A 13,623-nucleotide genomic window follows, 5' to 3' on the forward strand; every position below is an offset into this window, starting at 1 on the left:
TTATGCTTTTTTGGCGGCAGGCTTAACTGCAGGTTTCTTTTTGGTTTCGGTGTAAATAGCACCGCCCAAGGCCAGCACCAACAGGATTGATCCTGCCAGAGAAATATTTTCACCGGCATAATAGGATGTTGGGTGGAATATAAATTCGATCTTGTGATTGCCAACCGGTATCTGTGCGGCACGTAAAAGGTAATTGGCACGGAAGTATGGTTTTTCAACCCCGTCAATCAGCATTTTCCAGCCTTTGTCATAATATATTTCCGAGAAAACCGCGATCTGTGAAGCTGTTGAGCCACTTTGGTATATCATATGATCGGGATTGTAACTCACCAGGTCTATTTTGCCTGCAGGATCGTTCCCTAATGTTTTTTCGTCTATATCACTTTTGTATTGCTTATCAATGATAGCTTCATTTTTAGGATCAAAGCTGCTGATAGCCTGCATTTCCTGATCGGCATTGTCTGCATATTTGATGCTTTTTACAAACCAGGCATGTCCACATGCGGTTTGATTAACCTGCATACCCAGGTTTTGGTTTTTGGGATCCTGTGAAATAATATACTTGGTGTTCAGCATATCCAACACTTCGTGATTGATGCTTTTGGTTAACTGTTCATCAACAACTTCTTCAAAACGTTTTAATCTCGCAGCTGAATATCCGCCTATCGATTTGTAGAAGAATGGCGTAATGCCATCACCCTTGATAGATTGAGTAAGATCAATCACCCGGAAATCAGGGTCTTTGTCTTTCGAAATAAATTGGTCAACCTCGCGTGGTTGAGGCGTATTATTATCTTGTTTAGGAACAAAGCTATCGTTATTCAAGTAGCGTTTATCCACCGTCCACATATCTGCCAGTATCAGGGCTAAAAAGCCTACGGATAATATGGTAACATTGATTTTCTTTTTAATAAAGGCCCAGGCAATAGCAAATGTTAATGCAACAAAAATAAGTGAGCGCAAAGCATCGGCTTGTGCAACCGAAGCCCTGTCTTCAACCAAAGCCTGAGCAAATGAACTTGCCGTAGCGTTATCAATTTTCAGCATTTGTGACAGCTGATCGATGTAAGCCAGTTGATTGCTGGGTTTTAATGACAGGAAGAGTGAAGGCAATACAGCTATAATTAAAGAAATGCCCCCGATAATGTAAAATGCGATTTTTAATTTTTTAAACAGATCGGCCTTGTTCTCATTTACAATAACTTCATTAACGGCCAGTAAAGCGAGTATTGGGAAACACAAGCCTGTCACCGCTAAAATGGAATCAACGGCCCTGAACTTATTATAAAGCGGGAAGTAGTTAAAGAAAAGGTCAGATACATAAGGCCAATTTTTGCCAAATGACAATAACATGGTAAAAACCACGGCACCCAGTAACCACCATTTGATGCGATTTTTAACGATAAATAGACCCCAGACAAACAGAAAGCAAATGACAGCGCCAAAGTAGACTGGCCCTTCGGTAAATGGTTTTTCGCCCCAATAAAGCGGCATAGCGTTTTGTGCTATATATACTGCCTGGTCGGCTGGTGCGCCTTTGTCAACCAAGGCTTTAACAACATGAGAATCAGCGTCTGATGGTCCGCCATGACCGCCACCATAAGCGTTAGGTATTAAAAAGGTGATACATTCACCCACGCCCTGGCTCCATTGATAGGCATAATCTTTAGGCAAACCATTGCTGGGCTCGGTAGTGTGTTGTGTTAAGTTTGATTTACCACGGATGGTATCTTTACCATACTCGTAAGTGCTCCAAAGCATGGATGCATTTACAGCTATAGCCAATACAACAGCAGCGCCCACATAAGCAAATGACTTCAAAAAAGCAGTCGTTGTTTTGTTTTTGATGGCATGATACAGCTCAATAAACACCAGGATAAGCAATACCAGTAAAAGATAGTAGGTCATCTGTACGTGGTTAGCCCTGATTTCCAAAGCCAGTGCCAGTGCGGTTATAGCAGCCCCAATAAAATGCTTCCCTCTTAAAATAAGCAGGATACCCGCTAAAATAGGAGCGAAAAAGGCTATCGCGAAAGCCTGGTTAGCATGCCCTGCTACGAGTAATATAATATTGTAGGATGAAAACGTAAAAGCAATAGCTCCCGCGGCTGCCAGCCATGGGTTGAGTTTCAATACACAAAAGAGAAGGTATGCACCTAATAGAAAAACCAATATGGTACCAACCGGACTTGGCAGCGAATAATTAATAACATTTATCACCCACGAAGTTAAATTGGCTTTATAAGGGGCCCATATTTGAAAGGCTGGCATACCGCCATAGATTTGGTTGGTCCATAATATGGTAGTGTCTTTTGCCCTATAATCATTGATCTCTTTTTGGGTTGATTGTGCTCTTGTAACATCATTTTGCCCGAGGGTTTTCCCCTGAAATGCGGGCGTAAAATAGATAAAGCAGATCACGAGGAAAATAGCAGCTATAATAAAGTGGATGCTATTACGCTTAAACCAGTTGTTCATTTAAGTTTTTTGAAATGGATAATATATATTCCTCAAAAATAGAAATTTGAATGACAATTACATGAAGAGAATCAAGATATCAGAATCAAGAGTCAGGAATGAAAGTTTTATATAAAATTATGGCTGTATAAGAAGAAATCGGGGTTGTGTTTTCTTATATCTTGACTCTAACTTCCTGGCTCCTGATGTTAGCAGGTAAGCTCGCGGCTGCGGATCAGGATAAACAGCAATATCATACCGACAAGGCTCACCACATAGGCTATCACCTGGGGTTTGCCATAGTCTTCGCGGTTTTTGCGTATGCTGAAAAAGTTATAGAGGGCAAGGGCGCCTAAAACCACCCAAAAAAATGTGCTGATCTGGGCACAGGCGGCAAACAGTTGCAGGGCAACCGTGAACACGATGTAATTGGCCACAATGAGTATAACAGACTCAGAGGTGTTGTTATGGTTTGGACGTCTTTTGTATACTTCTTCTGGTAGCATATTGATTATTTCACTTCTTCGTAATCAATAAACTCGCCTTCAGAATCGGGCACGGTACTTCTTTTTCCCTGTGGGATATAATCAACTTTGATAGTGCCGTCAGGTCTTTTTGACGACTGGCGTTGTTGCTGCTGTGCTTGTTGCTGGGCCTTATTAACCACGCTTTCAAAAAGCACAGGGAGCAGGTATCGTACTAAACTGCGTATGATATATAGTATACAAATTGATATGAGTAGAAAACGAATTAAAAGCATCACATTAATTTTTAGCTTACAAATATAAGTTATATAACGTAAAAATTGTTTTAATATGATTACGGATAAATGTGCAAATGTGCGGATTACAGATGTGCGGATGAAAAATCTACTTTTTGATGATACTTATTCAGCTATTCATCCACACATTTGTTAACTCAGGTGCAGTTATGATTTGCACATCTGTAATCTGCATATCCGCACATCTAAAACTTCTCTTCCATCATTTTTTCTAAGGCAAACATTTCATCGCGCAATTTGGCAGCCTGTAAAAAGTCCATATCCTTGGCGGCCGCGAGCATGTCTTTTTTAGTATTGTCGATTGATTTTTTCAAGTCGGCTTTGGTCATATACTGCACTATCGGATCGGCGGCCAGTGATACGGAATCAGCTTCCACATAGGCTTTTTGTACGCCGCCCTGAAAGTCGACCACTGAGGTTTGCTCCATGATCTCCTCGCGCGTTTTGCCAACTGTTGTTGGCGTTATGCCGTGTTTTGTATTGTAAGCGATCTGTATATCCCGGCGACGATTGGTTTCATCCATCGTGATCTGCATGGAATCGGTGATCTTATCGGCATACATGATCACCCGGCCGCGATCATTACGGGCGGCACGACCAATGGTTTGTATCAAGGAGCGCTCAGAACGGAGGAAACCTTCTTTATCAGCATCCAAAATAGCTACTAAGGATACTTCAGGCAGGTCAAGTCCTTCACGCAGCAGGTTGATACCGATCAATACATCAAATTCACCCAAACGCAAACCTCTTAATATCTCTACTCTTTGCAGGGTTTTTACTTCGGAGTGGATGTAGCGGCATTTGATACCCAGGCGGTCCATGTATTTTGCCAGTTCCTCGGCCATACGTTTGGTAAGGGTGGTTACCAGCACACGGTCGCCCATTTTTACGGTTTTATCCACTTCGTCCAACAGGTCGTCAACCTGGTTGATCACCGGGCGAACGTCAATAACGGGATCAAGCAGACCGGTAGGGCGTATTACTTGCTGCACTACCACGCCTTCAGATTTCTCCAGTTCAAAATCGCCGGGAGTAGCGCTCACATAAATGGTTTGCGGAGCCAGTTTTTCAAACTCCTGGAAGTTGAGCGGACGATTATCCAAAGCTGCCGGTAAACGGAAGCCATAGTCCACCAATGACATTTTACGCGATCTATCACCACCATACATGGCCCTGATCTGCGGAACAGTTACGTGGCTCTCGTCAATCACCATCAGATAATCATCCGGGAAGTAATCCAGCAGGCAGAAGGGGCGTGCGCCGGGCTGTCGCCCATCAAAAAAGCGGGAGTAATTTTCGATGCCCGAGCAATAGCCTAGCTCGCGTATCATTTCCAGATCATAGTTAACCCTTTCTTCCAGGCGTTTAGCTTCCAGGAAACGGCCATCATCAATAAACTGTTTTTTGCGGGTCTCCAGTTCTTCCTGTATAGCCCAGATGGATTGGGTAAAACGCTCACGAGGAGCAACGTACAGGTTAGCCGGATACACCACCATGTGGGTCATTTTTTCAACCGTCTTGCCGGTAGTTACATCAAAAGTGCTGAGCTCTTCAATGTCATCGCCAAAAAAGGAAATGCGGTAAGCATAATCCAGGTAAGCAGGGAAAATATCAACTGTATCACCCTTTACCCGGAAAGTGCCGCGCTTAAAATCGGCGGTGGTGCGGGCATAAAGTATCTCGACCAGGCGGTGTAAAAAGGCATTGCGACTAATACGCGTACCTACCGCGAACTTGAAAACAGAGTCGGCAAAGTCATCCGGGTTACCCATACCATAGATGCAAGATATGGACGATACCACGATGACATCCCTGCGGCCCGACATGAGGGCTGAGGTGGTCCGTAAACGTAATTTCTCGATCTCCTCGTTTATCTGGAGGTCTTTTTCAATATAAGTGTTGGTGGTGGGTATAAACGCTTCGGGCTGATAATAATCATAATACGACACAAAGTAGTTCACCGCGTTTTCCGGGAAAAACTGCTTGAACTCGCCGTACAGCTGTGCGGCCAGTGTTTTATTATGACTCAGGATCAGCGTAGGTTTTTGTGTTTGCTGTATTACGTTAGCAATAGAAAATGTTTTACCCGATCCGGTAACACCCAGCAGGGTTTGAAAAGGATCGCCATTATTTACACCTTCAACCAGTTGCCTGATAGCTTCGGGCTGATCGCCGGTGGGGAAGTATTGGGAGGTTAAATTAAAATCCATGTTGTTATGTAAAAATACAAATATTCCTGCAATAGGTTTTGCAATTCAAAATAAGTACAGGATAATGACAACCGTATGTCAGCAGGATTTTTGGGGAACCAAAAATCTTCGCGCCGATAAGGATCAATTTTTCGTTCCCTCTTTTACCCGATAAAAACGAAACTTATAAAATTCAAACAGACCACCTTCTGGAAATACTTTTTAAACCCCTTATTTTAACACTTTTCTGATCGAAAACGATGTAAAAACGCATGCTTATTACCCGTTTTAACTAAATTTTAACGCCATTTTAACACTTTTTAACAAATTTTTGATGGGTTTTGAAAAGTTTAAAAAGTATTAAATTATTGATTGTCAAATAACTAAATGAAAATCTGTCGATTTTTGGCTTGTTTTGTCCCTTTAATCAAACAGCCCTGCTTACAATTTTCAAAGTAAGCAGGGCTGGCCTGTGGTGTAATTAAAGATACAAAAAATATGGGGGATTTGCAATAGGAAGACCCGACTCACCCTGTCATCGCTATGCTCGACACCCCTCTTTTCGCCTGCGGCGCAAAGAGGGTGATAAAAAATACGTCATTGCCACGTCGTTCCTCCTCGCAATGACGCGTGGAGGAAGGTTTTTCACCCTCTTTCCGCCGAAGGCGGAGAGAGGGGCGTCCAGCGCAGCGCAGACGGGCTGAGTCGTCAGCGCTGCGCGAGCTCAGTTAATCCCCCAAACTGATCCGTTTAGCCCGTTCAAAAAGACTGAGCCGCTTCATTTGCTCTTCCACTTCGCTGATGGCTTGCAGGAGATTGTTTTGCGTGGTGGTGAGCTCTGTTAGGGCAGCTATCATCAGCTCCCAAACAGGTTTCATTTGCTCAATCAATTCCTGGCCTTTGGCGGTGAGCTGGATCAGGCGTTTTCTTTCATCGGCCTTATCCTTTTTGGAGCGGATCAGCTTTACTTTTTCCAGCTCCTTCAGCAAACTGATGGTAGAAGGGTGGGTGTACCCAATTTCGCTGGCAATTTCCACCACGCTCAAAACCGATCGCAGGTGCAGGGTATAGATCACCGGGAACCATTTGGGTTCAAAATCAACACCGTTGGCCTTATAGATCAGCACGCCATCCTTACGCAATAGGTCGCTAAGGCGTTGCAATCTGGTTGCAATGGCTAAAATGCCCGATTCATCTATCACATTCATATATAAACCCTGTGCTTAATTTGTCAAATGTAGGTGATAAAAAATAGTATCCCTGCTCATCAACGGAAATGACGGCGGCAATTCATTTTTGGCCAGCCTGGTAAAACCATTGCGTTCATAAAAACGATGGGCCGCTTTAAATGCTTCCACAGTGCCTAAATAAAGATCGGTGATCTGGTTTTGCCGGCAATAATCAATCAGTGTATCAAGCAATGATTGACCGGTGCCCCATTCTTTGCCCCGGTATGCTTCCCGTACAAACATTTTACGGATGGCGCCAGCATGCTTGTCGAAAGCAATTAAGGCGATGGTGCCCGCCAGCCGTTCGTCATGTTGGGCTCCCCAGAAGTTGCCGCCGGTTTGATGATAGTTTTTTTCAATGTCTAACAGATCGGGTTGCTCTTCGATGGTAATAGGAACGCCAAACTCAATTTGCTGTATAGGCAAAACAACGTCAATGATCTGGTCGCTGTAATCATTAGTCAAGGGGGTAATAACAAGTTTGTTCATGGAAATAAAATTTATATACAAAACTACGTAGTTAACTACATATATTCATAATTGAATTGTAAATTTTTTAGTATCAAGTAGCTAGTATCAAGTATCACGACATCTAAAACTTAAAACTTATATTTACGTTATTAAAAAATCTTGATACCTGATACTAGCTACTTGATACTAAATCTAAAAGCATGATCTTTATTCTCAATAAAACCAATACCATTGCTAACCAGTTTTTGGCCGAACTAAGGGATGCGGATATTCAGCAGGATAAAGCGCGCTTTAGGTATAATCAGGAAAAGCTGGGGCAGATACTGGCTTACGAGCTTAGTAAAACACTCTCCTATGAAGCTAAAGAAGTGCAGACCTCATTGGGTACGGCCAGTATAAGCGTACCTGTTGATCAGCCGGTTTTAGGAACTATTCTGCGAGCCGGCTTGCCCTTTCACCAGGGTTTTATAAATTATTTTGATCAATCGGCTTCGGCATTTATTACTGCTTATCGGAAAGTAAAGCGTACCGGCGACTTTGTGATCCAGGTTGATCATATCTCCACCCCAAATCTCGACGGTAAGATATTTATTCTGTGCGATACCATGCTGGCCACCGGACAAAGCATTGTGGTGGTATGCAAGGAACTGATGGCTCAGTATAAAATCAAAGACCTGCATATAGCTGCCGTAATAGCCAGCACCGAAGGTGTAGCGCATGTACGGGCAAACCTGCCCAAAGCCAATTTATGGTTATGTGCCGTTGATGATGAAATGACAAGCAAAGCCTACATTGTACCCGGCCTGGGTGATGCCGGCGACCTGGCTTTTGGGGAGAAAGCTTGACTTTGATTTCGGAATTAAATGATACAAATGGATAGAAATAAAGTCGATCTAAGGTTTAGTATTTTCGATTTTGACGATATTACTCCTGATGATATTACAAAATTATTGGAAATAGAGCCTATTTATAAACAAGTTAAGGGAGAAAAGAGAAATCCCCAAAACACTGATTCTCCTCTTCGGACAAATAATACCTGGTCAATGGGTAGCGGACTTGATAAATACGCCGATTTTGAGACGCAGATGAATAAAATATTGGATATTCTAGAGCAAAAGATGGAGCTTTTTAAGCCATTATGCGCCAAATATTATTGTGAGTTTTCCTGTGCTATCTTCACATATAAAGATAATGGTGAAAGCACCCCTTGGGTACATCTGGATAAACGTTACCATAAAATTGCAGCCCAACTTGATATTGAATTTGATATAGATTTGTACGCTTGGTAAGATGAAGTTTAAAAAGAGTTGATTTCGGATTTAGGAAGGGAATAGTTTAATTTTACCTCCAATATTAATAAAGCACGCGTCATTGCGAGGTACGAAGCAAAAGCCCCCTCTAAGTCTCCCCCAAAAGGGGAGACTTTAAAAAAGAGTTTTAAAGCCCTCTCCTTTGGAGAGGGTTGGGTGAGGCTCTTACAGCAATGACGTGGTGGAAAAATATTCTGTAATCCATGAAATCCGAAATCGAACATCCCAAATCCGAAATAAAATACAAACACATCTTTTTTGATCTCGACCATACCATCTGGGATTTTGATAAAAACGCCGAAGAAACTCTGCATGAGTTGTTTATACTGCATCGTTTACAGGAGATAGGCTTATCATCGGCCGATCTGTTTATCGAAACCTATACTCGCAATAACCACGAACTTTGGGCGCAATACCACGTAGGCACTATCACCAGGGACGAGCTGCGCGAAGCCCGGTTTAAAAGAACATTCATCCAACTTGGCCTGCACCCTGACCTGATCCCGGCCGACTTTGAAGACGCATATGTGCGCCTTTGCCCTACCAAAACCAACCTGTTCCCGCATGCGCACGAAACTTTGCAGTACCTGCAGGGTAAATACACGTTGCACCTCATCTCCAACGGATTTAAAGAATCGCAGCAGTTAAAGATCTCGGGCACCAACCTCGGCGGATATTTTCAGCACATTATCGTATCTGAGGATGTGGGTGTCAATAAGCCTGATAAAGCTATATTTGAATACGCGGTTAACCTGGCTGGCACTACCAAAGCCGAAAGTGTGATGATAGGGGATAGTTTAGAAGCTGATATTTACGGCGCGCTTCATTATGGGATGGACGCTATCTTCTTTAATCCCTTTAACGCGCCAAAACCCGATGATGTGCCGCTACAAATTACTCATTTAAAAGAGCTAACTTTATTGTTATGAGCATTGCCAAAGAGCTTAGGGGCATTGAAACCGCGCTGAATAATTACCGCGAACAGCTGGATATTATTCCTGATGAACTATTTGCCGAGACTCCCGAGGAGGGCAGTTGGTCGTTCGCCGAGGTTTACAGTCATGTGATGCAGATAACTCTTCGCTCGTGCATAGCCATTGAGCGTTGTGCGCACAGTAATTGTCCACCCACCAAAAAAGGCCCGAGTTTACAAGGGTACTTTACCTTGCTTTTTGGTTGTTTCCCGCCCGTAAAGATCAAAATGCTGGATATCATGAACGTGGAGAAGATCAGTAAAGAGGATGCCCGCAACCTGATCATCAAATGCCGTAAGCGGATAGAGGATATTGCCCCGATCATAGCAAAGGCCCCGCCCGATGTTCGTTATGGGCATCCGCGTTTAGGTATGCTCAATGCCAAGCAATGGCTTAAATTTACCCGTATACATTTATTGCGCCATTTAAAACAGTTGGAGCGGATAAAAAGGAAAGTTAATTAGCCTCACCCCGCCCTGGGATTAAAGCCAAGTTGCAGAGTCGACTCACCCGGTCTGTGCTTCGCTAGACCACCCTCTCTTCGGCTTCGCCGCAAAGAGGGTAAGGAAAAGATAAAAATATTTGCAGTCGCTCGGCTGGAGCCGAGCGACTGCAGGAAAAAAGAAAGAAAGCCCCTCTATGCGCGAAGCGGAGAGAGGGGTGACGAGCGTAGCGATGTCGGGGTGAGTCGATTCAAAAAGAAAATTTGCACTACCAACGTAACCTTTTACATTTAACAGAGTCTTAACAATTAGATAATTTAGTTTACCGACATTTGTTAAAATCATTTTACAATGAATTTTGAGTATGCGTATTTGGTTGTTATAAGTTTGCTGCTCCTGGTTGGGGCCTTCTATATCAGCCCTTATGAACTGAATGTTAATGAAGACGAAGACGACGAGTAATCGTTTGTTAATCATTTCAACTATAAATATTAACCGGCAGCGCCTGCCGGATGAGCAATTAACCCCTCTATTTTAATGTCAAAACGTGAAGTTGATATCGTAGTAATATCTGACGTGCACCTGGGTACATACGGTTGCCATGCCAAAGAATTGCTGAAGTATTTAAAAAGCATCAAGCCTAAAATGCTTATCCTTAACGGCGATATTATTGATATCTGGCAGTTTAGTAAATCGTACTGGCCCGAAGCCCACATGAAAGTGGTGCGCCGCATCCTCAAATTTGTTACCGATGGCATACCCGTGCATTACCTCACCGGTAACCACGACGAAATGCTGCGCAAGTTCACCGATTTTAACCTGGGATCGTTCCAGTTGCTGAATAAGATCGTACTCAATATCGATGGTAAAAAAGCCTGGATCTTTCATGGCGATATATTTGACGTAACCATGCAGCACTCCAAATGGCTGGCCAAGCTGGGCGCAGTGGGTTATGATAGCCTTATTTTGATCAATAGTTTTGTTAACTGGTTTTTAACGGCTTTGGGTCGTCAAAAAATGAGCTTTTCGCAAAAAGTAAAAGCCAGTTTTAAAGAGGCTGTAAAATTTATTAACCAGTTTGAACAAACCGCGGCCGACCTGGCTGTAGATAAAAACTACCAATATGTTATTTGCGGGCATATTCACCATGCCGAGATCAGGACTATCGAGAACACCGAAAAAACCGGCTCCGTACTATACTTAAACTCGGGCGATTGGGTGGAGAGCCTTACCTCACTGGAGTATTATAATGGCGAATGGACTATATTTAAATATAACCCCGACGACTTTAAAACCGAAACCGACGACGATGATAAAACCGATGCTGAAGACCTGGACGCCAAGATGGATGTAAAAAGCTTACTCGAACGCTTTAAACAGGAACCGCACTGAGGCATAGTATCAAGTAGTTAGTATCAAGTATCAAGACCATATGTTTATTATCGATTATAAGAGATCCATCATAGGTTCATAGTAAGGCCTTGTTACCAACTACTAAAAATAGCAAAATCTTGATACTTGATACTCACTACTTGATACTAATCACTAAATTACCCCCCGTTATAAAAATATGATGTTTGAAACTGTAACAGAAATGGGTCATATGCCATCTCAGTTATAGTGAAAACTGTTCTACTACTATGAAAATACTTTTTGCCATACAGGGAACCGGTAACGGCCATATAAGCCGGGCTCGTGAAATTGTGCCTTTATTACAGCAATATGGCGAGGTTGACCTGTTAATAAGCGGTACAGAAGCTGAGGTTTCCCTGTCGCAACCCCTTAAATATCGTTTTCACGGTTTTAGCTTTGTATTCGGCAAAAAAGGTGGTGTTGATAACTGGGCTACATTTAAAATTATGAACCTGCCCCAGCTTTGGCGCGATATGCACAGCCTGCCGCTGGATCATTACGATTTGATCATTAATGATTTTGAACCGGTGAGCGCCTGGGCATGCCGCCTGCAAAAAGTGCCCTCGGTATCATTAAGTCACCAGTGTTCCTTTGTTTCGCCTAATACACCCCGGCCCAAAAAGTGGAACTATGCCGAGTGGCTGTTCAAATATTATTCGCCAACCACGCACCATGTGGGTTTCCACTTTGAGCGTTATGCCGATTTTATCCATACCCCGGTGATCAGGAGTGAGATCCGTGAAATGGAAACGGCCAATCTTGGGCATTATTCCGTTTATCTGCCGGCTTATGACGATAAAACACTGCTGAAGCATTTAAGCCAGACCGAAGCCAAATGGCAGATATTTTCAAAACGACAGAAAACACCCTATCGTTCTGGCAACGTCGAGATCTTCCCGGTGAATAACGAGGCTTTTAATACCAGCCTGGCCAATTGCGAAGGCTTGCTTACGGGTGGCGGTTTTGAAGGCCCGGCTGAAGCATTGTTCCTGAAAAAAAAGGTGCTCATGATACCCATGAAAGGGCAATACGAGCAGCAATGCAACGCCCTGGCAGCATCAAAACTGGGCGTGCCTGTGGTTAATGAGATCAACGATAAGTTTGCGGGCCATCTGAATAACTGGATTCAGGACGATAAAAAAGTGATCGTCGATTTCCCCGATGAGACCGCCCAAATTGTCGACGATCTGGTAAAGCGGTACGCGAGGAAGTGATTTTTGGGGAGCAAGGATTTTTGGAACAAAGAGCAAGGACAAAAGAAAAATCATGCTAATCGCTGAATTCAGCTGATCAAGAGTCAGACATTTAGAAATCCTTACTCCAAAATTCTTAGTTTTACGCCGCAAACAACGTCTTTGATGATCAATCTTTTCAGAACCTTTAATCCATTCAATGCTTTATGGCTCATCATCATATTGTTTTTGTCGCGTGTGGGTTATTTGTTTCATGTTCCCGATAAGCTGGAGTTCATTTTTGTAGAGCCCTTTGCCCGCTTGCTGATACCGGTTGCTTATGAATACGCGCTTTCGCCGGTTTTAAATATTTTTTTGGCGGCGGTACTGGTTTTTATACAGGCGCTTTTATTAAATTACCTCATCAACTTTCATAATTTGCTGGGTAAGCCCACGTTTTTGCCGGCGTTAATGTATGTTACCCTATCAGGCTTATTTGCACCATTCCTGATCCTGAGCGCCCCGCTCATCTGTAATTTCCTGTTGATATGGATGCTGTTTAAGCTGTTTAGCTTGTACAAAGGCGAGGATGCCAAATCAACAGTATATGATCTGGGTATGATAGTAGCCCTCGGTTCGCTGATCTATTTCCCCTTTATTTATTTGTTTTTGTCTATCTGGATAGCGCTGGTATTGTTTAAACCTTTCAATTGGCGCGAGTGGATAGCCGGGATATTAGGTTATGCCACAGTATTTTTCTTCCTGGCGGTTTTTTATTATCTGAATGATCGTATTAAAAACTTTGGCAACATCTGGCTGCCCTTAGGAACCAAATTTCCGGATCATATCAGCATCAACTCCTATAATTACCTGCTGCTTATCCCGGTGATCATGATCCTGGTGCTTTGTTTTTTTAAATTACAGCAAAACTTCTTTAAAAGTTACGTGCAAACCCGTAAATCTTTCCAGTTATTATTCCTTATTTTTCTGATCACCGCTTTTTCATTTTATGTAAACGCGGCCTTCCATTTGAATCACTTTTTGTTATGTGTGGCCCCCGTTGCGGTGTTTTTTGCTTACTTTTTTTTGTATGCAACCCGTAAATGGTTTTATGAAAGCCTGTTCTTATTGCTGCTAATCAGCATTATCTACTTTCAGTTTAACAAATTTTAACTTTTACATTC

13 protein-coding genes are annotated in these 13,623 nt (G+C 42.9%); 7 read left to right on the plus strand and 6 right to left on the minus strand.

Features of this window, described 5'->3' with window-relative positions; translation table 11 throughout:
- The 6 genes from AC57BQ_RS27805 to AC57BQ_RS27830 form a co-directional block, all read right to left on the minus strand.
- Window positions 1–2,478, minus strand: a complete 2,478-nt coding sequence (locus tag AC57BQ_RS27805; RefSeq protein ID WP_496409338.1) for a hypothetical protein — start codon at window positions 2,476–2,478, stop codon at window positions 1–3.
- A 188-nt stretch (window positions 2,479–2,666) separates the two neighbouring features.
- Window positions 2,667–2,963, minus strand: a complete 297-nt coding sequence (locus AC57BQ_RS27810; RefSeq protein WP_496409339.1) for a hypothetical protein — start codon at window positions 2,961–2,963, stop codon at window positions 2,667–2,669.
- Between the two features lie 5 nt (window positions 2,964–2,968).
- The gene (locus tag AC57BQ_RS27815; protein WP_090471547.1) at window positions 2,969–3,217 is read right to left on the minus strand and encodes a DUF4834 family protein; all 249 of its coding nucleotides are present in this window, start codon (window positions 3,215–3,217) and stop codon (window positions 2,969–2,971) included.
- Between the two features lie 206 nt (window positions 3,218–3,423).
- Entirely contained in the window at window positions 3,424–5,448 is a 2,025-nt protein-coding gene (uvrB, locus tag AC57BQ_RS27820) for an excinuclease ABC subunit UvrB (protein ID WP_496409340.1), read from the minus strand.
- A gap of 707 nt (window positions 5,449–6,155) precedes the next feature.
- A complete protein-coding gene (locus tag AC57BQ_RS27825; RefSeq protein WP_496409341.1) occupies window positions 6,156–6,635 on the minus strand; it encodes a MarR family winged helix-turn-helix transcriptional regulator in 480 nt (159 codons plus the stop codon).
- Between the two features lie 15 nt (window positions 6,636–6,650).
- A complete protein-coding gene (locus AC57BQ_RS27830; RefSeq protein WP_496409342.1) occupies window positions 6,651–7,145 on the minus strand; it encodes a GNAT family N-acetyltransferase in 495 nt (164 codons plus the stop codon).
- Window positions 7,146–7,327: 182 nt separating this feature from the next.
- On the opposite strand from AC57BQ_RS27830, the gene upp reads away from it, so the two are divergent.
- From upp to AC57BQ_RS27865, 7 genes are all read left to right on the plus strand, one after another.
- Complete coding sequence (gene upp, locus AC57BQ_RS27835; RefSeq protein ID WP_496409343.1) at window positions 7,328–7,972, plus strand: uracil phosphoribosyltransferase; 645 nt, start codon at window positions 7,328–7,330, stop codon at window positions 7,970–7,972.
- 27 nt (window positions 7,973–7,999) lie between these two features.
- On the plus strand, window positions 8,000–8,416 hold the full coding sequence (locus AC57BQ_RS27840; RefSeq protein WP_496409344.1) for a DUF4279 domain-containing protein: 417 nt from the start codon (window positions 8,000–8,002) through the stop codon (window positions 8,414–8,416).
- Between the two features lie 224 nt (window positions 8,417–8,640).
- Window positions 8,641–9,366: a YjjG family noncanonical pyrimidine nucleotidase gene (locus AC57BQ_RS27845; RefSeq protein ID WP_496409345.1), complete on the plus strand. Its 726-nt coding sequence runs from the start codon at window positions 8,641–8,643 to the stop codon at window positions 9,364–9,366.
- A complete protein-coding gene (locus AC57BQ_RS27850; RefSeq protein ID WP_496409346.1) occupies window positions 9,363–9,875 on the plus strand; it encodes a DinB family protein in 513 nt (170 codons plus the stop codon). Before AC57BQ_RS27845 ends, AC57BQ_RS27850 begins: the two co-directional genes overlap by 4 nt.
- Before the next feature lie 516 nt (window positions 9,876–10,391).
- Window positions 10,392–11,246, plus strand: coding sequence for a UDP-2,3-diacylglucosamine diphosphatase (locus tag AC57BQ_RS27855; RefSeq protein ID WP_496409347.1), 855 nt, complete (start codon window positions 10,392–10,394; stop codon window positions 11,244–11,246).
- Window positions 11,247–11,494: 248 nt separating this feature from the next.
- The gene (locus AC57BQ_RS27860; protein ID WP_496409348.1) at window positions 11,495–12,481 is read left to right on the plus strand and encodes a glycosyltransferase family protein; all 987 of its coding nucleotides are present in this window, start codon (window positions 11,495–11,497) and stop codon (window positions 12,479–12,481) included.
- Window positions 12,482–12,625: 144 nt separating this feature from the next.
- The gene (locus tag AC57BQ_RS27865; protein WP_496409349.1) at window positions 12,626–13,612 is read left to right on the plus strand and encodes a DUF6427 family protein; all 987 of its coding nucleotides are present in this window, start codon (window positions 12,626–12,628) and stop codon (window positions 13,610–13,612) included.
- Window positions 13,613–13,623: the final 11 nt, after the last annotated feature.

It is taken from the genome of Mucilaginibacter sp. BGA-UO-ETr-C110 (genome assembly GCF_059567985.1).

Coding starts and splice junctions, on each gene's coding strand:
- AC57BQ_RS27805 (WP_496409338.1), bottom strand. CDS start 2,478: ATGAACAACTGGTTTAAGCGTAATAGCATCCACTTTATTATAGCTGCT.
- AC57BQ_RS27810 (WP_496409339.1), bottom strand. CDS start 2,963: ATGCTACCAGAAGAAGTATACAAAAGACGTCCAAACCATAACAACACC.
- AC57BQ_RS27815 (WP_090471547.1), bottom strand. CDS start 3,217: ATGCTTTTAATTCGTTTTCTACTCATATCAATTTGTATACTATATATC.
- uvrB (WP_496409340.1), bottom strand. CDS start 5,448: ATGGATTTTAATTTAACCTCCCAATACTTCCCCACCGGCGATCAGCCC.
- AC57BQ_RS27825 (WP_496409341.1), bottom strand. CDS start 6,635: ATGAATGTGATAGATGAATCGGGCATTTTAGCCATTGCAACCAGATTG.
- AC57BQ_RS27830 (WP_496409342.1), bottom strand. CDS start 7,145: ATGAACAAACTTGTTATTACCCCCTTGACTAATGATTACAGCGACCAG.
- upp (WP_496409343.1), top strand. CDS start 7,328: ATGATCTTTATTCTCAATAAAACCAATACCATTGCTAACCAGTTTTTG.
- AC57BQ_RS27840 (WP_496409344.1), top strand. CDS start 8,000: ATGGATAGAAATAAAGTCGATCTAAGGTTTAGTATTTTCGATTTTGAC.
- AC57BQ_RS27845 (WP_496409345.1), top strand. CDS start 8,641: ATGAAATCCGAAATCGAACATCCCAAATCCGAAATAAAATACAAACAC.
- AC57BQ_RS27850 (WP_496409346.1), top strand. CDS start 9,363: ATGAGCATTGCCAAAGAGCTTAGGGGCATTGAAACCGCGCTGAATAAT.
- AC57BQ_RS27855 (WP_496409347.1), top strand. CDS start 10,392: ATGTCAAAACGTGAAGTTGATATCGTAGTAATATCTGACGTGCACCTG.
- AC57BQ_RS27860 (WP_496409348.1), top strand. CDS start 11,495: ATGAAAATACTTTTTGCCATACAGGGAACCGGTAACGGCCATATAAGC.
- AC57BQ_RS27865 (WP_496409349.1), top strand. CDS start 12,626: ATGATCAATCTTTTCAGAACCTTTAATCCATTCAATGCTTTATGGCTC.